Source organism: Nannocystis bainbridge (genome assembly GCF_028368995.1).
Lineage (GTDB): Bacteria > Myxococcota_A > Polyangia > Nannocystales > Nannocystaceae > Nannocystis > Nannocystis bainbridge.
In genome coordinates this window covers 2,700,359-2,721,771 of record NZ_JAQNDL010000003.1, presented here as the reverse complement: position 1 = coordinate 2,721,771, position 21,413 = coordinate 2,700,359, and the positions used below count along the sequence as shown (strand labels likewise).

Sequence of the window (21,413 nt, the reverse complement as noted above, 5' to 3'; positions counted from 1 at the left end):
AGGGGGTCCGAATCGAGCAAGTTCGCGTTTCAGGAGGGGTCATGCGCCGGCCTCGGGGGGGAAGCGGACGTTGAAGCGAGCGCCGCGCTCGGGCGCGGGGTCGAGGTGAATGGTGCCGCCCAGCAACTCGGTGACAGGGTGGAGGACGATGTGGAGCGCGAGCCCGCTGCCGCCGGTGCCGCGCGCGGGGGTGAAGAACCGGCGGGGTGGAATGCGAAGGAGCGGCGCAGCGGGGTGGAGATGCGGAGCGAAGAACCCGCGGGGTGGAACGCGAAGGAGCCGCTGTCGGCGACCAGGGCCCGGGCCTCGGCGAGCGGCCGCTCCGCGAGGTCGAGCGCGCCGGCCTGGCGCACCCACGCCAGGCCGGCGTCGATGATGGCCTCGTCGTGGACCGCGAGCAGACGTCGCAGCGTCATCATCGATTCGTCCATCCGACCGCGGCGAGGATAGGCTCGCGTCTCGCTACATTCAAGCGCGAACGGACGCGGCGGGGAACGAGCGATCGCGAGGAACGCCGTATTCGTGGCGACGAAATGCGCAGACGCGGATGGATTGGGGCCTGCGAGCGACGGGCGGGGGCGCGCGCGGACGCGGATCAATGTGCTGAGAACAAACTGCTTTGATTCACCGCTGCGCCGGTGTCACGCAAGATCGGCGCATTGTGAAATGCGGTCAGGGAGCGCGGAGACCGGATGTCCGAAGGGACAGGCCCGGACGGGGCGGCGGTCGGAGGCGGCGGCGGACGTCGGCGCCGCGGGCACGCGGGCGCGCGGGGACCGAGCGCGCCATCCGGCGCGGCCGCAGGCGGGGGTCTGCCGGCGGAGGTGCGGCGATCTCCGGGTGCGGGTCGCGCCGTCAAGGGGGAGCGGACAGCGCGGGGCCGGCCGCGGGTGCGGCCCGGCGCGCTCGCGCGGACGCGTGCTCGCAGGGCTCGCGGGGCGCTGCTGGGCGCATCAGCGTGAGCGGACGCGCGATGGCGCCGCGGGCCCGAATTCTCTTATGCTGCCGGCCATGAGCCCGGGCGAGCAGGACCGCACCGTATTGCCTCGACGGTGCCCGACGTGCGGGGAGCACTTTCCGCTCGATTACAAGGTCTGCCCGCGCCACGCGGTCGAGCTGATCGGGGTCGATTCGCAGACGGACGACCCGTACATCGGCTCGATGCTGGCCGAGACGTACCGCATCGAGGCGGTGATCGGCGACGGCGGGATGGGGCGGGTCTACGAGGCCAAGCACGCCCGCCTGCCCGGCCGCACGGTGGCAGTGAAGATCCTCCACCGCGTGCTGGCGAGCGATGCGGAGGTGGTGTCCCGCTTCCGTCGCGAGGCCGAGATCGCGGGGGCCATCGAGCACCCGAACGTGGTCCAGGTCCACGATGTCGACCAGACGATCGACGGCACGCCGTTCATCGTGTGCGAGCGGCTGGTCGGCGAAGACCTCGGGCAACACCTCGACCGCGTCGGCCGGATCGGGGTGCGGGAGACGGTCCACATCCTGCGCCAGGCGGCGGCGGTGCTGACGGTGGCGCACTCGCGCGGGGTGATCCATCGCGACCTCAAGCCGACCAACCTGTTCCTGGTCGGCGACCCGGCCCACCCGACGGTCAAGCTGATCGACTTCGGGATCGCCAAGCTACATGACCCAAAGGCCAGCCAGACGCAGACCGGCATGATCATGGGCACGCCGGCCTACATGGCGCCGGAGCAGGCGCGCGGGTCGAAGGTCGACGGACGCGCGGACCTGTATGCGCTGGGGGCGATCGCCTACCGCTGCGTGACCGGGCGGCCGCCGTTCGACATCGACGACGCGGCGGCGGCGCTGCACGCGGTGCTGACCTCCGAGCCGCCGCGGCCGCGGGCGATCTTCCGCGAGCTGCCGGAGGCGTTCGAGATGGTGCTGCAGCGGGCGATGGCGCGCGAGCCGTCGCAGCGCTACGCCGACCTCGAGGAGTTCGACGCGGCGCTGGCAGGCTTCGAGGCGCCGCCGACCGAGGTCGCGGTGGCGCTGCGGGCGTCGCAGTCGCTGGCGGCCCGCTCGGCCACCGACATCGACGAGCTGTCGGCGGTGGCGCGCCGCGCCCGGCCGGAGATCGCGGCCTACTCGGGGATCGCCGCGGCGCTGCTGATCGGCGGGCTGGCCGATGTGCTGGCGCTGATCTTCTCGGCGTCGTCGCTGGCCGGCGGGCTCGCGGTGGCGGCGGCGTTCGGGGTGGCCGCGACGCCGGGCTATCTCTACGTCCGCTACCTGCAGCGCGAGGTGTGGAGCAACAGCCCGCGCGCGGTGGCGTGGGCCCGCTCGCTGGCGGCGATGGTCAGCGCCGGCGGGATGGTCTACGCGGCGTCGTTCCTGTGCCTGCGCCTGCTCGACCTGTCCCTCGGGTCAGGTGATGGCCCGGGCGGGTGGGGGCGGATCCCGCCGTGGGTGCTGGCGCTCGGCGCGGCGGTGGCGGTCTGGCGGCTGCGCCAGCAGGCCCGCTCGCCCCGCGAAGCGGCGCTCCTGTCCGTCTCGGTGTTCTGAGGCCCGTAGCCCCGACGCCGGCCGCGCCCGGGGTGCCGCGTGTTCGCCGCCGATCGGGCCGGCAGCGGCGGAATTTGACGCGAAGCACACTTTTCGGCGGTCGCGGCGGACGCCGCTTCGACGCTTGGCGCCGCGGTGCTCAGGTTCCAGAACCCCATGCCGAAGGCACGACGCATGACCGACCTCGTGGACCCACACGCCCGGGCATTCTACGTCCGCACGATGATCGCGCTGACGAACGCAGAGGTGCCGTTCATGGTGGGCGGCGCCTACGCGTTCGCCCGCTACACCAGCATCGAGCGCCACACCAAGGACCTCGACATCTTCGTGCTGCCGGAGGACGCCGAGCGCACGCTCGAGGTGCTGGCCGCCGAGGGCTTCGCCTGCGACATGGCGTACCCGCACTGGCTGGGCAAGTGCCACTGCGGCGAGGACTTCGTCGACGTGATCTTCAGCTCCGGCAACGCGGTGGCCCGCGTCGACGAGCAATGGTTCGCGCACGCCCCCCGCGACATGGTGCTCGGCCAGAGCGTGCTGCTGGTGCCGCCCGAAGAGATGGTGTGGAGCAAGGCGTTCATCATGGAGCGCGAGCGCTTCGACGGGGCCGACGTCGCCCACGTGCTGCGCTCCTGCGCCGACCAGCTCGACTGGGACCGCCTGGTCGAGCGCTTCGGCGAACACTTCCGCGTGCTGCTGTCGCACCTGATCCTGTTCGGCTTCATCTACCCCGGGGAGCAGAGCAAGATCCCCGACCGGGTGATGCGCGACATGCTCGACCGCCTGCGCCGCGACGGATATGACCAGACGAGCGTGTGCAAAGGGACGTTGCTGTCGAGACAGCAATACCTGACCGACATCGACCTGTGGGACCTCGCCGACGCCCGGCTCGAGGAGCACTGGATGTCGCGCGAAGACATCGCCCACTGGACGGCCGCGATCGACAAGCACGGGAGGTGACGGATGGATGGCGCGACGAGCACGAACACCCGCATCGCGGCGGTCAGCGACCTGCACTGCACCAAGCACTCGCACGGGGCGCTGGCGCCGCTGCTGCAACAAGCGGCCCAGAACGCCGACGTCCTGGTGATGTGCGGCGACCTGACGGACTACGGCCTGCCCGAGGAGGCGCATGTGCTGGCGCGCGAGCTGCACGGGCTGCGCGCGCCGATCGTGGCGGTGCTGGGCAACCACGACTACGAGTCAGGCCACGAGAACGAGGTGAAGGAGATCCTCACCGCGGCCGGCGTGACGGTGCTCGACGGCGAGTCGATCGAGGTCCGCGGGGTCGGGATCGCCGGGATCAAGGGCTTCTGCGGCGGGTTCGGCCGCTACTCGCTGGGCCCGTGGGGCGAGTCGGGGACCAAGGCGTTCGTGCGCGAGACGCTCGACGAGGCGCTCAAGCTCGAGTCGGCGCTGGCCCGCCTGCGTACGCCGCAGCGCCTGGCGCTGCTGCACTACTCGCCGATCCGGGGGACGGTCGAGGGCGAGCCGCTCGAGATCTTCCCGTTCCTCGGCTCGAGCCGGCTCGAAGAGCCGTTGATGCGCTACCCGGTGTCGGCGGTGGTCCACGGCCACGCGCACAAGGGATGTCCCGAAGGACAGATGAGCAACGGGGTGCCGGTGTACAACGTGGCGCTGCCGCTGCTGCGCCGGCTCAACCCCGACGGGCCGCACTTCCGGATGATCGAGCTGCCGAACGACGTGGCCGCGCCTTCGTGAGCGCGAGCGGGCTTCACCGCCGACGACGGGGCTGCGGTCGACCCGGCGCTCGCGCGGGCCTGGAGCGTCGGCGGCGCGCTGGGCCGCGCGGCGCGAGTAGAGGGTTCGCCGAACTGCGAATCAATGCACCGCTCGCGGGCCACGGGCCGCGGTGAGGGTTCAGCGCGCGGTGGCCCGCTCTTCTTCGCGGAGGCGCCGCTCGAGCACGAAGGCGCCGAAGGGGACGATGCTGGCGATGAAGGCGCCGGCGATCTTCGACAGCGGCCAGCGGGCGGCGGTCGAGGCCGAGAGCAGGGCGAGGATGAAGAGCACGAACAGCAGACCGTGGGCCCAGCCGACGTAGCGCACGGCCTCGGGGATGCCGGCGGCGTACTTGAGCGGCATGGCGATGCCGAGCAGCACGAGGAACGAGACGCCTTCGAGGAGGCTGACGAGGCGGAACCGACCAATCTCGGTGTTGAGCATCGGGCGTGAAGCTAGCGCGTCCGGGACAGCGCGACCACCGCTCGCAAGGCTGCGACGATCCGACGCGGGCTCACGGGTGCCTCCAGGCCGCGCTGACGCGTGCGTGAAGTCTGACGCGGCGCAGGGGCGACAGGGAAGGATCACGGCGACGCGGATCGTGACTTCGGCGAAGGACTGGCGGCGGGCGTTGACGGCGGCACAGAGTTCGTAACACCGGTGACTCGGTCCGAGGTCGTGCTGATGGTTCGCGGCATGTCGAGTCGCTGCGCGCGTGGCCCGAGCGCGGCGCGAAGTCGCGTGCGAACGCGGGTCTCGCGGGCGACAGGCCGGCGCAGGTGCGCTAGGCTCGGTCATGGCCGAAGAGCTGCAGATCGAAGACATCGTCGAGGGCACCGGGGCGACCGCCGAGGCGGGCAAGCAGGTCCGCGTGCACTACACCGGCTGGCTCGTCGAAGGCGGGGCCAAGTTCGACAGCTCGCTCGATCGCGGGCGACCGTTCGACTTTCAGCTCGGGGCCGGCGACGTCATCAAGGGCTGGGACCAGGGCGTGGTCGGCATGAAGGTCGGCGGCAAGCGGCGGCTGACGATCCCGCATCACCTGGGGTACGGGCGTCGCGGGTTCTCCGACGCGATCCCGCCGCACGCGGCGCTGCTGTTCGAGGTCGAGCTGCTGGCGGTGAAGTGAGCGCGAACTACTCGGCCACCGCGAGCACGAACTTGAGGTAACGACCCTCGGGGAAGTGCAGCGGTGACGGGTGGTCGGGCGGCTCGTGGCGCACCTCGAGCAGTCGCAGCGGGCGCCTCGCTTGCCGCGCGGCCTCGCTGAGGATCCTCAAGAACATGTCCATCGGGACATGGCTCGAACAGCTGGCGGCGGCGAGCAGGCCGCCGGGGCGGACCTGGCGCAGGGCGCTGGCGTTGAGGCGGGCGTAGGCGGCCTCGGCGGCGCGCACGGCCTTGTGATTGGGCGCGAACGAGGGCGGGTCGACGATGACGAGGTCGTAGGCGGCGCCGGCGGTCTGCTCGAGGAAGGCGAAGGCGTCGGCGGCGACGAAGGCGTGCGCGGCGGGGTCGAGGTCGTTGAGGGCGAAGTTGTCACGCGCGGCGTCGACGGCGTTGCGCGCGAGGTCGACGCTGGTGACGCGCGGAGCCCCGCCGAGCGCGGCGGCCAGCGAGAAGCCGCCGGTGTACGAGAACAGGTTGAGGGTCTCGCGCCCGCGCGCGACCTGGCGGATGAGGCGCCGGTTCTCGCGCTGGTCGAGGAACATGCCGGTCTTCTGGCCGCGCCGCACGTCGACGCGCATGCGCATGCCGTGCTCGCGGATCTCGACCTGCGGCGGCGGCTCCTCGCCGGCGAGCACGCGCGGGCGCTGCGAGGCCGGCACTTCGTCGCCGCCGCGCTGGCCGCTCAGACCCTTGAACCACAGCGAGCGCGGATTGACGACCTCGACGATCGCTGCGGTGAGGTCGTCGAGGTGCGGCAGCCAGGCGGCGGTGTCGAGCTTGAGCACGGCGCAGCCGGCGTACAGATCGACGACGACGCCGGGCAGGCGATCGCCCTCGCCGTGGAGCACGCGGAAGGCGTCGGTGGTGGACAGGTCGAGGGTGGTCTGGCGCAGCCGCCAGGCGGTCTCGATCCGCCGGCGCCACAATGCGGGGCCGGGCCGCTCGTCCTTGCGGGTGGCGAGCACGCGCAGGGCGATCGGCGAGTCGGCGTCGAAGATCGCGTGACCGATCGGCCGCCGACCCTGGCCGACCAGGAGGACGATGTCGCCGGTGCGGGCGCCACCGACCTCGGGGACGGCGTCGGCGTACAGCCACGGGTGGCCGGCGGCGACGTGGCGGGTGAGGCGATCGGGGACGAGGACGGCGGGCACGCGAGGCGGAGGTTACGCGATCTCGGCGCGGCAGACTTCGTCGGTGTCGAACTCGGCGGCGTAGTCGACGCCTTCGACGTTGAAGCCGCGGGTGCGGGCGTACTCGTCCATGAAGCGCTGGTAGAGCTCGGGGTCGAAGGCGTCGCCGGGCTGGCCGGCGAAGAAGCGGCGCGAGAGCTCGGCCTGCACGGCGTCGTCGAGCTCGACGTCGTCGAGGCGGACCAGGCCCTCGGCGTCGACCACGGGCTCGCCGCCGGGCGGGAGCTTGTCGCGGAACAGGCGGAGCATGGAGGCGAGCGGGTCCTCGAAGCGGTCGCCGAGGACGTCGCGCACGAGGGCCATGTAGTACGGGACGCCGGGGATCCCGCCCGAGGCCTCGGTGACGACGGCGGGGCCCTCGACGGCGACGGCACGGCCGCCGACGCGCGCGCGCAGGACCGCGTCGATCGCCCGGGTGTAGAACTCGAGGTCGGCCTTGGCGAGGCCGATCAGGCCGTTGCGATAGACGGCGGCGTTGAGCGGGTTGCCGCGGTACGAGATGGTCGCCAGGGTGAAGCCGGGCGCCAGCAGGTCTTGCTGCAAGAGCGCGTCGATCCACTGCTCGACGATCCGCCCGCCCATGACGAACTGGGTGGCGACCGCCTCCTCGGGTGTGCCGGGCGGCAGCTCGAGCTCGACGAGCTTGGGCAGGTCGGCCGGGGTCTCGCCGCGGCCGCTGAAGGTGCGCACGGTGGCGGGCTTGCCGAGCGGCCTGAGGGCGCTCTGGACCGGCTTGCCGGTGCGCGGGTCGGTCGCGCGCGGGGCCGCCAGCGCCCACACGAGGCCGTGCAGCTTGCCGCCGAAGTTCTCGCGGATCTCCGCGATCGCGGCCGCCAGCACCGCCGGGTCGAAGGCGTCGCCGAGGACCGTGCGGGCGACGGTGCCGCGGGCCCGCAGGCGCCGCTCGATCGCCAGGGTGCGGTGGAACCCGGGCGAGCCGATCTTGCGCAGCTTGTTGGAGCTCTCGGGCTGCGGCGCGGGATCGTAAGAGACGTTCAGGGTGTGGGCGCCGAGGCAGGTCCCGAGGACCACGCGCGCGGCGCTGCCGAAGCCGCCGGAGCCGCCGACCACCAGCCAGGCGCCGGACTCGCCAGCGGGCCGCGCGAGGTCGCTGGCGGCGGCGCGGTCGACCAGCGCGTCGGCCGAGCGCTGGACGCCGACCGGGTGGAAGTTGCCCGGGTGGATGACGTGGCCGAGCGAGGGCACGAAGCGGAACTGGAACTTCGGGACAGCGAGGCGCATGACGGCGGGCCTTCTACCACGCCGGCGAGGCCGCGGGGCGCGGGCGCAGGCGCATGCGCGCGCGGGCGGTCACGGGCGCATGCGGGCGTTCGTGCTGCGAGCGCGGAGGGCGCGTAGAGGGGCCGCGGACGCCCGTCGAGCCGGGCCCGCACGCGGTGTGAGACGCGTCGGAGTGCGACCCGGACCACCGGTGGTCGAGGGGAAGTCTCGAGTCATGCTGCCGATCATGGCCAACATCAGCATTCGGCGCCCGAACGCGCTGGGCAAGGCGATGGCGCGGCAGAAGACCGAGTCGCTGGCGCTCAGCATGGAGGCGAAGCTGGGGATCCGCTGGCACTGGAAGGGCGACCAATTACGCTTCGACACGCCGCGCGGGGCGGCCCGCGGGACGTCGGGGACGGTCAGCGTCGACGACACCAGCGTGCGGGTGGAGATCGATCTGCCGCTGCTGCTGCGCGGGTTCAGGGGCGCGGTCGAGGGCAAGGTCCAGGACGAGCTCGATCGCATGTTGCGCTGAGCGGGTGTTGACAATGACCTTTTGGACATGCCCGAAGAGGCATGTTATTTCTTGACGCCGACGGCGCGCAGACGGGCGGGCGTCAGGACCTGGCGGACGCGCGCCAGCTCGCGCCAGGGGTCGCTGCGCAGCTTGGCGAGGCGAGCGACGGTGCTTGTGAGGTCGTAGGTCTGCGGGGCTTCGAGGCCCGCGAGCTCGGACCAGCGCAGCGGGACCGACACGGGCGCGCCGGGGCGAGCCCGCGGCGAGTAGGCGGCGACGCTGGTGGCCTTGCGGTCGTTGCGGAGGTAGTCGATGTAGATCTTGCCGCGCCGCTTGAGCTTGGCGGCGACGTCGACAAAATGCTCGGGGTCGGCGAGGCTGAACTCGCGGGCGATCCCGCGGGCGAACGCCTTGACCTCGGCCCAGCTCTGGCGACCGGCGGTCAGCGGGACGACGACGTGCAAGCCCTTGCCGCCGGTGGTCTTCAAAAAGCTGTCGAGGTCGAGCTGGGCGAGGCGCTCGTGCATGGCCCGGGCTGCCCCTTTGACCATGTCCCAGGGGACATCCTCGGCAGGGTCGAGGTCGAGGACCAGGCGGTCGGGGCCGTCGGGATCGGCGACGGTGGCGCCCCAGGCGTGCAGCTCGAGCACGCCGATCTGGGCCAGGCCGACCAGGCCCGCGGCGTCGCGGACGTAGACGTAGGCCGGCTCGCCGTCGCCGTCGAGATCGATCGCGTGGATGCCTTCGGGCAGGTCGTGCTTCATGTGGCGCTGGAAGAAGCACGGCTTGCCGACGCCGTCAGGGCAGCGCACGAGGCTGAGCGGGCGCTCGGCGACCTGCGGGAGGATCCACCCGGCGATCTTCTCGTAGTACTCGGCGAGGTCGCGCTTGGTGATGCCATCGTCCGGCCACAGCACGCGGCCGGGGTTGCTCAAGGCGACGCCGAGGACCTCGGTCGTGGCGCTGGTCGGGGCGGCGGCCGGGGTCTCGCGCTGGACCTGCTTGGGCCGCTTGTCCTCGCGCACGCCCTCGTAGACGGCGTGACGCATGCGATCGTCGCGGGTCCACTCGCCGAAGCGGACCTCGATGACGACGTCGGGGCGGACGAAATGGACGTCGCCGAGGCCGGGCGGGAGGCGGCCGGCGAAGGGGGAGCGCGGGGCCTCGCGGGCGGCGAGCAATTTTTTGAGCCGGGCGGCCTCGGCGAAATCGAAGCCGGTGCCGACCTTGCCGGCGTACTGCAATTTGCCGTCGTCGTCGAATACGCCGATCAGCAGGGCACCGAGGGCCCGCGGGCCGCTGCGCGCGGTCGCGTAGCCGCCGACGACGACCTCCTGGCGGCGGCCGCACTTGATCTTCAGCCAGTCGCGGGTGCGGCCGCTGCGATAGGGGGCGTCGGCGCGCTTGGCGAGGATGCCCTCGAGGCCGAGCGAGCAGGCGCGTGCGAGCAGCTCCTCGCCGCCGCCGACGACGTGCTCCGACAGGCGCACGCGCCCGGGGGCGTCCTCGGGCGGGAGCAGGGCGGCGAGCAGCTCTTTGCGCTCGACCAGCGGGAGGCCGCGCAGGTCGTGACCGTCGAGGTGGAGCAGGTCGAAGGCATAAAACACGAGCTCCCCGGTGCGCTCCTCGGCGAGGGCGGCCTGCAGCGGGCCGAAGCGAGTGAGGCCGTCGTCGTCGACGTGCACGAGCTCGCCGTCGACGAGCAGGCGCCGGTCGCCGAAGCGCCGCTGTAGTGATTTGGCGAGCGGGGCGAGCCGCTCGGTCCAGTCCTGCTCGCCGCGGGTGATGAGGCGAATGTCGTCACCGTCGAGGCGGACGAGCAGGCGATAGCCGTCGAACTTGATCTCGTGGACCCACTCGTCGCCGGGCGGGACTTTTTCTACCAGGGTGGCCAGCTCGGGGGCGATGCGGGCCGGGAGCGCGCGCGCTGGGGCAGATTCGGCCTTGGCGGCGGTCTTCTTGCTGGTCTTCTTCCGGGTGGCGCGCGGCCGGCTGGTGGCCTTGATCGCGGGGGTCTTCTTGGCGGATTTCTTGGCGGCGGTCTTCTTGGTCGTGGATTTCTTGGCTGTCTTCTTGGCGGGGATTTTCTTTGCCGCGACTTTGGCCGCCTTCTTGGCGGTCGACTTCTTGGCCGCGGATTTCTTGGCGGGGGCTTTCTTTGCCGCGACTTTGGCCGCCTTCTTGGCGGTCGCCTTCTTGGGGGTCGATTTCTTGGGGGTCTTCTTGGCAGGAGCCTTCTTCGTCGCCTTTTTCTTGTTCCTGGCCTGCTTCTTCGCGGGCACGCCGGCGGCGACCTCTTCGACGGTACGGCCGCTGATCACGCTCTCGGGTTGGTCGCGCACCAGGGCTTCGCCGTCGTCGCTGGCCTCCTCGTCGGCTTCCTTGATCAGCAGCCAGTTGTCGTGATCGTCGCCCCGACGGCCGTGCATGCGCACCAGCGTGTAGGCGCCGTGGAGCTTGTGGCCGTCGAAGCGGAACTTGAGCTTGCCGGCGCGGTAGTCGGCGCGCGCATCGCCCTCGGGGTACCAGCGCCCGCGGTCCCACAGCACCACCGAGCCGCCGCCGTACTCGCCCTGCGGGATGGTGCCCTCGAAGCCGCCGTACTCGAGCGGGTGGTCCTCGACGTGGACGGCGAGCCGCTTGTCGTGCGGGTCGAGGCTCGGGCCCTTCGGCACCGCCCAGCTCTTGAGCACGCCGTCGATCTCGAGCCGCAGGTCGTAGTGGAGCCGGGTCGCCGCGTGCTTGTGGATGATGAACTCACCCTGCGAGCGGCGCTTCGGGGTCTCGCCGCGCGGCTCCGAGGTGCGGGTGAAGTCGCGCTTGCGGTGATAGGAGTCCAGCGACGCCATCAGGCCGCCTTTCGCCGGGTCGTCTTGGCGCGCTTGGCCGGCTTCTTCTTGCGGTTGGTGGCGGTCGCCTTCTTGGCCTTGGCCGCCGGCTTCTCGTTGCGCGCCGCGCTACGCCGGGGCTTGTTCTTCTGCTTGTCGGTCTCGGCCGCAGGGGCCTTGCCGCCGCGCGTGAGGCTCTTCTTCAGCAGCGCCATCATGTCGACCACATTGGTCGCCGGCGCCTCGGCCTCGACGTCGACCTCCTCGATCTCCTCGCCCTTGGCCTTCTTCTTGATGAAGGCCAGCAGGTCGTCGCGGTAGGTGTCCTTGAACTCCTCGGGCTTGAACTCGGCGGTCATCTCGTCGATGAGCCGCTCGGCCATCTTGAGCTCGGGCGCGGAGATCTTGGGCGCGTCCTTGCCCTTGGGCAGGTCGAAATCGTCGATCTTGTTGAGCTCGTGGGCGTAGCGCAGCAGCTCGAGCACGAGGGCGTCGCCCTTGACCATCACCGCGGCGAGGCTCTCGCGGGTGCGGATGACGACGCGGGCGATGCCGACCTTGCCGGCCTTGCGCAGGGCCTCGCGCAGCAGCACGTACGGCTTGGCGCCGCGCTTGCCGGGCACGAGCACGTAGGGCTTCTCGAAGAAGGTCGGATCGATGGCCTCGGCGTCGGCGAACTGGACGATGTCGACGGTCTGGGTCGCCTTGACGCTGGCGCGCTTGAAGTCCTCGGGCTCGACGATCACGTACTCGCCCTTCTTGATGGCATAACCCTTGACGATGTCGTCCCATTCGACGGGCTCGCCGGTCTCGCGGTTGTACCGCTGATAACCGACGGGCGACATGTCGCGCCGATCGAGCATGTCGAAGTCGAGCTCGTCCCGGGTCTCGGCGGAGTACAGCCCGACGGGGATCTGAACGAGACCAAAACCGATGGTTCCTTCCCAAATTGCTCTGGCCGGCATGCCTGGACTGGTAGCGCGCGAGGCCGCGCTGTCAAGCCGCCCGGCCCGTGCGTGGGTGCTCCCCCGCGGGGGGATACGCCGACGATCGTGGGCACGCGCGGGCCACGAGCGGCGAGAGGCGAGAGCAGGCTCAGCGCGGAGAAAGGTCGCGAACAGGGGTCGGGCGGTGAGCCCGCTGGCGCGAAAAGGCGGACCGCGCAAACCTCGCAGAAGCCCCCTGCGGGGCTCCCAGGGCCGCGCGGGACCCGAGATGTCCCCGGAGACAGGTCGGCTTGACAGCGGCGGCCGGGTGGCGGTCAGCTCGTGCCATGCACCGTCTCTCGCGGACCCTCTTCGTCGTGTTTGCGGCCTGCGGAGGCGCGTCGGGTGGGACCGCGAGCGAGGCCGGGACCGGGACCGCGACGAGCACGACGACCGGCAGCGAGGTACCGACGAGCGGGGAGGCGCCGGGCACGACGACGACGACTTCGACCTCGTCGTCGACCTCGACGAGCTCGACCGTGACGACCTCGACGAGCTCGACCGTGACGACCACGGAGCCGGCGACGAGCAGCGGTGAATCGACGGACGGGACCACGGGCGCCGAGGCGAGCGGCCCACGCTATCACGAGGTGCGGCAGAAATCAGCGCACAACGCGTTTCAGCGGCACGAGGCGCTGTTCGACCAATTCGTGTATCACCGGATCCGCTCGCTCGAGCTCGATATTCACACCGGCAAGGCGTTCGAGTCGGCGCTGGCCGGCGATTGGTTCGTGTATCACACCGACATCGTCGACGACGACACGCACTGCCGCAGCCTGTCGCAGTGTCTGGGGCAGGTGGCGGCGTTCGCTCGCGCGGTGCCCGAGCACGAGGTGGTGACGCTGTGGATCGATCTGAAGGACGGGTTCGGCGGCGGGCATCAGCCGGGCGACCTCGACGCGCTGCTGGACGCGGCCTTCGGCGCGGCGCTGGTGCGGCCGGCCGAGCTGCTCGCGGACTGCCCCGGCGCGACCACGCTGCAGGACGCGGTGACCCGACGCGGCTGCGCCTGGCCGCGGCTCGAGAGCTGGCGCGGGCGGGTGATCGCGATGTTGACCGGCGGCGACCTCGACGATCCGTCAGGGCCGCTGGCGAGCTACGTCGGCGCCGACGCGGGGGCGCGCGCGGCCTTCGTCGCGCCCGGGCTGAGCGACGGGCGAGACCTGGGCGAGCACGCGGAGGCGATCGTGTTCAACCTGGCGCTCGGCGACGTGGAGCTGGCCGCGGCGGTGCGCGCGGCCGGGCTGGTCAGCCGCGTGTGGGTGGCCGACGACGAGGGTGCGTGGGAGGAGTCCGAGCAGGCGGGGGTGCATCACATCGCCACCAATCAGATCAACGTCGACGAAGATCCGTGGGCGAACACCGCGGGGCCGCAGGGCTGGCCGTTCACCTGCATCGACGCGTGCGAGGCGCCGGAGCGCGAGTCGGCGGCGATCGTGGCGGTGACGGTCGACTCGGGCGACCTGTGGGACAGCAGCGACGAGGGGCTGCTGGCGTGGGCCGAAGTGGGTGAAGGAGATGTCGCGTGGACGGCGGCGATCGCCGCGCCCAACAGCCACGTCGAGCCGTGGGCCAAGGCGTGTCTGGCGGCCCGCGCGGGGCTGGAGGCCGACGCGGCGTACCTGGCGATCTGCCGGCCCGCCGACGATCACCCGCTGCGCGTGCAGCTGCGCGAGGTGGCCGGCGCGTCCACGCAGGCGCTCGAGTTCGCGGGCGTGGCCGGGCTGACGGGCGAGTCGCCGGCGTTCGTGCGGCTCGAGCGGACCCTCGACGCGACCTGCGTGCGCGGGCTCGGCTCGAGCGACGGGGCGACCTGGACGGCGATCGCCGAGCATTGCTTCGCCGAGCCGCTGACGCACGTCGGGCTGGCGGCGTCGTCGCACGGCGCGGGGGCCTTGCCGCTGCTGTTCGTGGCGCCGACGGCGACGCCGGGCGGGCCGGTGACGGCCGCCGATCTGACCGTGACGGGGCTCGGGCCCGGCGTCGGTGCGGTCGCGGACGGCTGGTGAAGCCCGAGAGATGTCCCGAGGGACAGGTCGCATCCGCGCGAGGTCGCCAGGCCACGCGACGCGGGCGCGCGGCTCCGGTAAGCTCGGGCTCGCATGACCCAAATCGACGAGCGCGACCCCGGGCGACTGTGGCAGCGAGTGCGTGAGCGGCTGGCGACGGCGGTGCGCGGGCGGTTGCCCGATCCACCGCCCGCGCTGCAGCTGCTGCGGGTCAGCTGCGAGGTGGCCCCGGCGGCCCTGCGGCCGCTGCTCGAGGCGCGCCGGCTGACCGAGGCGATCCTCGGCGAGGCGCGGCCCAAGCCGCCCGATCGTGCGAAGTCGCTGCGCCGGCGGACCCTGTTCGGCGAGGCGCCCGAGCGGGCCACCGAGGCGGTGCTGGTCGAGCTGTGGAATCACCTGGCCCAACAGACAGGTTCGCAATGGGTCGTGGTGTTCGACGCGGTCGAGCAGGCCGACGAGGCGACGCTGGCGGCGCTGACCCAGATCGTGAAGCGGCAGGGCTGGTTGCAGCTGCCGCTGGTGCTGGTGTTCCACGGCGAGCCGAAGGACGCGGCGGCCGAGCTGTTGCTGGCGGTGCGGACGCGCGACGCTGCCGGGGTGGTGCGCGGGGAGGAGCCGCCGAGCGGCGAGGCGCAGGCGATCGCGTGGCGTACGCTGCCGCCGGAGGTGCTGCGGGTGCTGCGGGCGGGCGCGTTGATCGGGCCGGGCTTCGAGACGCGGATCGTGGCCGACCTACTGTCGCTCGAGCCGCTGGTGGTGCTCGAGCTGCTGCAGCAGGCGACCGACCTCGGGTTGCCGCTCGAGGACCGCGGCGAGGGTCGGTTCTCGCTGCCGACCTCGGCGCTGACGGCGTTGTCGAAGTCGCTGATGCCGTCGCTCGCGCAGGCGTGGCACCGCAAGCTCGGACGGCTGCTGGGCGCGCGTGCCGGCGAAGAGGTCGCGGGCCCGCCGCGGCCGCCCGTGCCGCGCGTCAAGTCGCGCGGCAAGATCCCCAGCGCCGCCCACGTGGCCGAGATCATCGACCTCTCGGCCGAGGTGGTCGACCTCGTCGACGACACCGGGCTGGCGGCGCAGGTCGCCAGCGAGATGGCGGCGGTCGCCGAGCAGAGTCAGGATATGTCCGCAGGGACAGGTGGCATCGAGACGTCCCCGCGGGCCGACGCTCTGATCGCCGGCGAGAGTCTTGATGTGTCCGAAGGGACAGGTGACGAGGCGGGCCAGGGCGGAGACAAGCTGGCCGATGGGACAGGTGATTCCGGGGCGAGCGGCGCGCCGGCGTGGCGGGTGCCGGCCAAGGGCGAGCGGTCCGGGCCGGTGCCGCTCGCGCTGGGGGCCAGCGCGCTGGGGCCGAACGTCAAGGTGTCGCAAGGGACAGGTCCAGGCGAGCAGGTCGAGGCGCGCCCGGCGGGCTGGTCGCCGGCGCGGCGCAAGACGATCTTCGCGGCTCCGCCGGCCGAGGAAGACGCGGGCCCGGCCGGCTGGGGCGCGCCGTCGCGGGTGGTGCCGACGCGGCTCGAGGACCCGCTGGTCGACGAGGCGCGGGCGGCCGAGCACATGCGGCTGGCGGGCGAGTTCGACGCGGCGGCGCAGCACCTGTGCGAGGCGGCGCGCAAGGCGGCGGAGATGGGTGCGCCGCAGGCGGCGGCGCAGCACGCCGGGAGCGCGCTGGCGCTGCTGGCGACGCTGCCGGTGAGCGCGTCGCGGCGGCTGCTGCGGGTGCAGGCGCTGATCGAGCTCGGGCGGCTGCAGTGGCAAGCGGCGGGCTACGAGTTCGGGTTCACGCTGACGCAGGCGCAGGCGACCCTCGAGTCGGCGCGGGCCGAGCTCGAGGAGGGCGCGCCGGTCGAGCTGGCGGCCGACCTGGCGCAGGCGATCGCCGGCGTGTGCTTCGACCTCGGCGACCCGCGCTCGCTCGAGCGGGCGCTGACCGAGCTGGCCGCGGCCGCGAGCATGCTGCAAGCCGCGGGGGACGCGATCGGGGCGGCCTGCCTGCTCAACGATCAGGCGGCGGTGCTGGTGCGCATGGGCGACCCGGGCCGCGCGCTGCAATTGCTCCGGCAGTCGCGCAAGGTGTTCGACCCGCACGTGCACACCGACCCGGTGGCGCTGCGCGAGCTCGCCGAGACCGAGCACCTGTTCGCTCGCCTGCCGCTGCACGCCCAGCTGCGCGTCGGTCGCGAGGCGGAGGGCTTCGAGATGGGGCTCGAGCACGCGCGCGCGGCCGAGCGGTTCTATCGCGACCTCGGCGAGGTCCGCGAGCTCGGGCGGGTGTGGGAGACGATGGGCCGGCTCGAGCTGCGCGCGGGGCGGACGATGGCGGCCAAGCAGCGGTTCGACGCGGCGGCCGAGGTGCAGACCCAGCTCGGCGACCTGACCGGCCTGGGGCAGACGACGGAGGCGCTGTCGCAGGTGCTGGCGCTGCTCGGGCGCGACGCCGAGGCGGTGACGCTGCTGCGCGACTCGGTGGTGTTCAACCGCGACAAGGGCTCGCCGCTGGGGCTGCAGCAGAACCGGCGCGCGTTCATCGAGCTGTCGGAGCGGCTGGCGCCGCGAGCGGAGCACGCGGCGGGCCTGCAGGAGGTGGCGATCCTGCTGTCGGCGGGCGAGCGCGAGCTGGCGACGCTGCGGGCGTGAATCCGCGGGCGCGCGGCCCGGGCGCGTGTTATGGGGGCGCCGTGACCGACGCGCTCGAGCTCGTACGCCCCGACGACTGGCACCTCCACCTGCGCGACGGCGTCGTGCTGGCCGACGCGGTGGCCCACACCGCGCGGCAGTTCGCGCGGGCGATCGTGATGCCCAACCTGAAGCCGCCGGTCACGCGGGTCGAGGAGGCGGCGGCCTATCGCGCGCGCATCGTCGCGGCCGTGCCGACGGCGCTGGCGGGGCGGTTCACGCCGCTGATGACGCTGTACCTGACCGACGCGACGGCGCCGGAGGAGATCGCCCGCGCGCGCGACTGCGGGTTCGTGCACGGGGTCAAGCTTTACCCGGCCGGCGCGACCACCAATTCGCAGTCGGGCGTGACCGATCTGGCGCGGGTGCTGCCGGTGCTCGAGGCCATGCAGGCGCTCGGGCTGCCGCTGCTGGTCCACGGCGAGGTCACCGATCCGGGCGTCGACGTGTTCGACCGCGAGGCGGTGTTCCTGGAGCGCCACCTGGCGCCGCTGCTCGAGCGCCTGCCCGACCTGCGCGTGGTCGTCGAGCACATCACCACCCGCGACGCCGTCGCCTTCGTCCGCGCCGCCGGCCCGAAGGTGGCCGCCACGATCACCGCGCATCACCTGCTGTACAGCCGCAACGCCATGTTCACCGGCGGCATCTGCCCGCACTACTACTGCCTGCCGGTGCTGAAGCGCGAGCTCCACCGCGAGGCGCTGCTCGCGGCCGCCACCAGCGGCGAGGCCAAATTCTTCCTCGGCACCGACAGCGCCCCGCACCCGCGCGGGGCCAAGGAGAGCGCGTGCGGCTGCGCCGGGATGTTCACCGCCCACGCGGCGATCGAGCTGTACGCCGAGGCGTTCGAGCGCGCGGGGGCGCTGGCGCGGCTCGAGGGCTTCGCCAGCCGGTTCGGCCCGCGGTTCTACGACCTGCCGGTCAACACCGAGACCGTACGCCTCGAGCGGGCGGCCTGGGACGTCCCGGCCAGCTATCCGTTCGGCCGGGACGAGCTGGTGCCGCTGCGCGCCGGCGAGCGCATCGCCTGGCGCCTGGTCGATCGGGCAGGTATTTTGTAGAGACATGTCCTGGAGGGCATGTCCGATTGGGCATGTCCTCCTGGACAGTTTTGATCAAGGCCCCGCCTTGCGCTGCTCCTCGGGCGCTTCGGCGGGCACGGGCGGGAGCTGGCTGCTGGCGATCCAGTAGCGCAGGTAGCGGGCGACCAGGGCCCGGTCCATGGCGACGAAGCGGACGCCGCTGCCGGCCAGCGCCGCGTCGGTGTGGCTGGTGTCGTAGGCCGGCATGTCCTCGTAGAGCTCCCAGCGGGTCAGCTCGTCGCGATAGACCCGCTCGAACAGCATCGGCAGCAGCGAGCACAGCGGGTTGTCGCGCCCGCGCGAGTCCTGGATGACGCGGTCGACCCATTCGCCGTAGGCCCACTGCGCCAGCGGGTAGCCGAACTCGCGGATCATGGCGAAGAACTGCTCGAGGTCGGGCGACTGACGCAGGTCGGGCGGGACCAGGTGGTAGGCGCGGCCGACGTTGTCCGGCGCGCCGGCGACGTGGAGGATCGCCCGGCTCACGAAATCGACCGGCACGAACTCCTTGCGCTGCCGCGGCAGCTCCGGGAAGCCGCCGACCTGGACCGCGCCGCGGACCCAGCGGCCGACAAAATCGTCGGCGTTGCCGGCCCCGCTGCGGCTGTCGCCCATGATGAAGCCGGGGCGATAGACCGTGACCGGCAGCCCGAGCGCGCCCGCATACCACACCGACTTCTCCGCCACCCACTTGCTGGCCGAGTAGCCGATGTCGAGCACCAGGTACTCGACGTGGTCGTCGATCGGGTCGTGCTCGTGCACCACCCGCTTGCCGCCGAAGAACCCGCTCGGGCCGAACACCGCGATCGTCGAGACGTGGTGCAGCGGCTTGAGCTTGCCGGTGGCGCACAGCCGCAGCACCTCGTGGGTGCCGCCGACATTGGTGGTGCGGTGGGCCGCGTACGGCTGGACGTAGTTGACCTGGGCGCCGCTGTGGAAGACGGCGTCGACGTCGGCCGCGAGCGCGGCGAAGCCGGCCTCGTCGAGGCCGAGGCGCGGCAGGGCCAGGTCGCCGGGCACGGCTTCGATGCGCGCGGCGAACGAGGCCTGCCACAGGCCGTACTTGGCCAGCGCCTGGCGCACGCGGGCCAGCCCTTCGGTCGCGTCGGCGGCGCGCACCAGGCAGTGCACGCGCGCCCCGGTGTGTAGCAGCAGGTCGCGCAGCAGAAACGCGCCGAGGAACCCGGTCGCGCCGGTCAGCAGCACCTGGCCCGAGCGCCAGGCGTCGGCCGCCGGGCGCGGCAGCGCGGCCGCCTGGACGATCTGCGCGCGCAGATCGGCGGGCAGCTGCGCGTCCGCCCGCCACGTCTCCGGCCCTGCCGTCGTGGCGCTGCGGATCGTCTCGCCGCGCAGCGCTCGTCGCAGCTGGGCCGCGAACTCGCGCAGCGTGCCGGCCTCGTACAGCGCGTAGACCGGGAAGCGCACGCGATAGACGTCGCGCACCCGCAGCACCAGGCGCGCGGCCAGCAGCGAGCTGCCGCCGAGGCGGAAGAAATCGTCCTCCGGCAGGACCAGCGGGACGCCGAGGAGGTCGGCCCATATCGCCGCCAGCTCGCCGGTCAGCGGATCTTGGGTGGTCGCGAGCATGGCGTTGAGGCTGAACACCCCCGAGTGGGCCTGGCCGGCGGCGAGCGCCTTGCGGTCGACCTTGCCGTTGGCGTTGAGCGGCATGGCGTCGAGCTCGACGAAGCGGGCGGGGACCATAAAGCGCGGCAGCTTGGTCTGCAGGTGCTCTTGCAGCAGCGCGACGCGGAAGGCCGCGCGGTCGCGCGGGATCACGTGGGCGACCAGCGATTTTTCGCCGCTCGGGCTCTCGTGCACCGTGATGGCCGCGTCGGCGACCATTCCGCTGGCCACCAGCGCCGCCTCGATCTCCTCGAGCTCGATGCGATGACCGCGGATCTTGACCTGAAAATCGGTGCGGCCGACGAACTCGATCAGCCCGTCGGGGCGCCAGCGGACCTGGTCGCCGGTGCGATACAGGCGAATCGCGCCCTCGCCGGTCAATCCTGCCACCATCACGAAGCGCTCGGCGGTGAGCTCGGGGCGATGGAGGTATCCGCGGGCGAGGCCGTGACCGCCGATGTAGAGCTCGCCCACCTCGCCGATGCCGACTGGCCGCTGCGCCGCGTCGAGGATGAAGACCAGGGTGTTGCGGATGGGGCGACCGATCGGCACGTTGATGCCGGCGGCGCGCTCATGGTCCAGCTCGCAGGCGACGGCGAAGGTGGTGCTCTCGGTCGGGCCGTAGATGTTCTGCAGATGGAGCGGTGGCCCGGCCTGCAGCACCGCGCGGAACGCCTCGGCGTTGGCCTTCTCGCCGCCGACCAGCAAGTAGCGCAGCGATCCGAACGCGTCGGGGCAGACGCCGGCGACCAGGTTGAACAGCGCGGTGGTCAGGAACATCACGGTGACGCCGCGGCTCGCCAGCTCGGCGCGGAACTCGTGCGGATCGAGGACCCGGCGGCGCGGGATCAGGACCAGCGCCGCCCCGTTGAGCAGCGCGCCCCAGACCTCGAAGATGGCGGCGTCGAACGAGAAATTGGCGATCTGCGCGACCCGGTCGCTCGGCTCGATCTGCACGTAATCGGTGGCCAGCACGAGGCGGCTGATCGCCCGCGTGACGATCTCGATACCCTTGGGTTTGCCGGTCGAGCCGGAGGTGTAGAGGATGTGGGTGCGGCTGTCGGGTCCGCCCTGAATACCGGAGAAGCGGGTCGGGTTGCTTTCGAATTGCGGGCGCTCGCGGTCGACGCACAGCTCGCGCCGGCCGCCCAGCGCGAGTCCGAAGTGACGTCGGTCGGTGAGGACCAGTTCGACCCCGGCGTCGGCGATCATGAACTCCAGGCGCTCGTGTGGGTAATCGGGGTCGAGCGGGACATATGTGGCGCCCACCATGCAGATCGCGACCTGGGCGACGATCTGTTCGATGCGAGGACTCATGAAGACCCCGACGGGCGTCTCCACGCCGACGCCCGCGGCCTGGAGGCCGTGCGCCATCTGGCTCGCGCGCCGGTCGAGTTCGGCGTACGTCAGCCGCTCCTCGCCGGCGTCCACGGCCAGCGCGTCAGGCCGGGCGCGGACCTGGTGCGCCAGCAGGGCCGCGAGCCCCTCGGCGTCGGGGTAGGGTGAAAAGCCGCCGGTCCATGCTGCGTCGATGGGTGGGGCGTCGAAGTTCGTCATGCTCAGTCCTCCGGCAAATCGCGGTCACGGCGGCGCGTGCAGGCCACGGCCGTCCCAGCGGTTTTGATCGCTATCCTGATTATATAGACTGCTATGATTTAATCATGGACAATTTTGCTTCGCACGCGAACTCCCCGCCGCGAGCGGGCGAGCGAACCGTGGACGAGCACTTTTGCCACTTGTTTCTATCGCATCGAAGTGCATTCACTCGGGCCGCTGCGGCAATCACCACACCAGCGGCGAACGCCTCACATCGGTCTCACCCCGGCGCGGCGGCGTGGAGGCGGCCGCACG

15 protein-coding genes are annotated in these 21,413 nt (G+C 72.0%); 8 read left to right on the top strand and 7 right to left on the bottom strand.

Annotated features, from left to right (window positions below; genetic code table 11):
• Positions 1 to 39: 39 nt before the first annotated feature.
• The gene (locus tag POL25_RS36030; RefSeq protein ID WP_373372127.1) at positions 40 to 357 is read right to left on the bottom strand and encodes an ATP-binding protein; all 318 of its coding nucleotides are present in this window, start codon (positions 355 to 357) and stop codon (positions 40 to 42) included.
• Between the two features lie 654 nt (positions 358 to 1,011).
• Here POL25_RS36030 and POL25_RS36025 point away from each other — a divergent pair.
• From POL25_RS36025 to POL25_RS36015, 3 genes are all read left to right on the top strand, one after another.
• On the top strand, positions 1,012 to 2,517 hold the full coding sequence (locus tag POL25_RS36025) for a serine/threonine-protein kinase (protein WP_272090886.1): 1,506 nt from the start codon (positions 1,012 to 1,014) through the stop codon (positions 2,515 to 2,517).
• A gap of 174 nt (positions 2,518 to 2,691) precedes the next feature.
• On the top strand, positions 2,692 to 3,474 hold the full coding sequence (locus POL25_RS36020; RefSeq protein WP_272090885.1) for a nucleotidyltransferase family protein: 783 nt from the start codon (positions 2,692 to 2,694) through the stop codon (positions 3,472 to 3,474).
• A gap of 3 nt (positions 3,475 to 3,477) precedes the next feature.
• The gene (locus POL25_RS36015) at positions 3,478 to 4,236 is read left to right on the top strand and encodes a metallophosphoesterase family protein (RefSeq protein WP_272090884.1); all 759 of its coding nucleotides are present in this window, start codon (positions 3,478 to 3,480) and stop codon (positions 4,234 to 4,236) included.
• Positions 4,237 to 4,395: 159 nt separating this feature from the next.
• On the opposite strand, the gene POL25_RS36010 is transcribed toward POL25_RS36015, so the two are convergent.
• On the bottom strand, positions 4,396 to 4,701 hold the full coding sequence (locus POL25_RS36010) for a DUF3817 domain-containing protein (protein WP_272090883.1): 306 nt from the start codon (positions 4,699 to 4,701) through the stop codon (positions 4,396 to 4,398).
• Between the two features lie 352 nt (positions 4,702 to 5,053).
• Between POL25_RS36010 and POL25_RS36005 the strand changes: the two genes are divergently transcribed.
• Positions 5,054 to 5,386, top strand: a complete 333-nt coding sequence (locus tag POL25_RS36005; protein ID WP_272090882.1) for an FKBP-type peptidyl-prolyl cis-trans isomerase — start codon at positions 5,054 to 5,056, stop codon at positions 5,384 to 5,386.
• Between the two features lie 7 nt (positions 5,387 to 5,393).
• Here the strand turns inward: POL25_RS36005 and POL25_RS36000 are convergent, their stop codons facing one another.
• Both POL25_RS36000 and POL25_RS35995 read right to left on the bottom strand, forming a co-directional pair.
• On the bottom strand, positions 5,394 to 6,578 hold the full coding sequence (locus tag POL25_RS36000; protein WP_272090881.1) for a class I SAM-dependent rRNA methyltransferase: 1,185 nt from the start codon (positions 6,576 to 6,578) through the stop codon (positions 5,394 to 5,396).
• Between the two features lie 12 nt (positions 6,579 to 6,590).
• The gene (locus POL25_RS35995; protein ID WP_272090880.1) at positions 6,591 to 7,859 is read right to left on the bottom strand and encodes a hypothetical protein; all 1,269 of its coding nucleotides are present in this window, start codon (positions 7,857 to 7,859) and stop codon (positions 6,591 to 6,593) included.
• A gap of 214 nt (positions 7,860 to 8,073) precedes the next feature.
• Between POL25_RS35995 and POL25_RS35990 the strand changes: the two genes are divergently transcribed.
• Complete coding sequence (locus POL25_RS35990) at positions 8,074 to 8,376, top strand: polyhydroxyalkanoic acid system family protein (RefSeq protein WP_272090879.1); 303 nt, start codon at positions 8,074 to 8,076, stop codon at positions 8,374 to 8,376.
• Between the two features lie 44 nt (positions 8,377 to 8,420).
• On the opposite strand, the gene ligD is transcribed toward POL25_RS35990, so the two are convergent.
• Positions 8,421 to 11,207 carry a DNA ligase D gene (ligD, locus tag POL25_RS35985; protein ID WP_272090878.1) on the bottom strand — a complete coding sequence of 929 codons (2,787 nt, stop codon included), beginning with the start codon at positions 11,205 to 11,207 and terminating at the stop codon, positions 8,421 to 8,423.
• The gene (ku, locus tag POL25_RS35980) at positions 11,207 to 12,151 is read right to left on the bottom strand and encodes a non-homologous end joining protein Ku (protein WP_272090877.1); all 945 of its coding nucleotides are present in this window, start codon (positions 12,149 to 12,151) and stop codon (positions 11,207 to 11,209) included. Before ku ends, ligD begins: the two co-directional genes overlap by 1 nt.
• Before the next feature lie 308 nt (positions 12,152 to 12,459).
• On the opposite strand from ku, the gene POL25_RS35975 reads away from it, so the two are divergent.
• The 3 genes from POL25_RS35975 to pyrC all read left to right on the top strand — a co-directional run bounded on the left by POL25_RS35975 (position 12,460) and on the right by pyrC (position 17,915).
• The gene (locus POL25_RS35975) at positions 12,460 to 14,181 is read left to right on the top strand and encodes a PI-PLC domain-containing protein (RefSeq protein ID WP_272090876.1); all 1,722 of its coding nucleotides are present in this window, start codon (positions 12,460 to 12,462) and stop codon (positions 14,179 to 14,181) included.
• Between the two features lie 93 nt (positions 14,182 to 14,274).
• Complete coding sequence (locus tag POL25_RS35970; protein WP_272090875.1) at positions 14,275 to 16,815, top strand: ATP-binding protein; 2,541 nt, start codon at positions 14,275 to 14,277, stop codon at positions 16,813 to 16,815.
• A 41-nt stretch (positions 16,816 to 16,856) separates the two neighbouring features.
• Positions 16,857 to 17,915 (top strand): dihydroorotase, encoded by a 1,059-nt coding sequence (pyrC, locus tag POL25_RS35965; RefSeq protein ID WP_272090874.1) that lies wholly within the window; start codon positions 16,857 to 16,859, stop codon positions 17,913 to 17,915.
• 54 nt (positions 17,916 to 17,969) lie between these two features.
• Here the strand turns inward: pyrC and POL25_RS35960 are convergent, their stop codons facing one another.
• Complete coding sequence (locus POL25_RS35960; protein WP_272090873.1) at positions 17,970 to 21,119, bottom strand: amino acid adenylation domain-containing protein; 3,150 nt, start codon at positions 21,117 to 21,119, stop codon at positions 17,970 to 17,972.
• Positions 21,120 to 21,413: the final 294 nt, after the last annotated feature.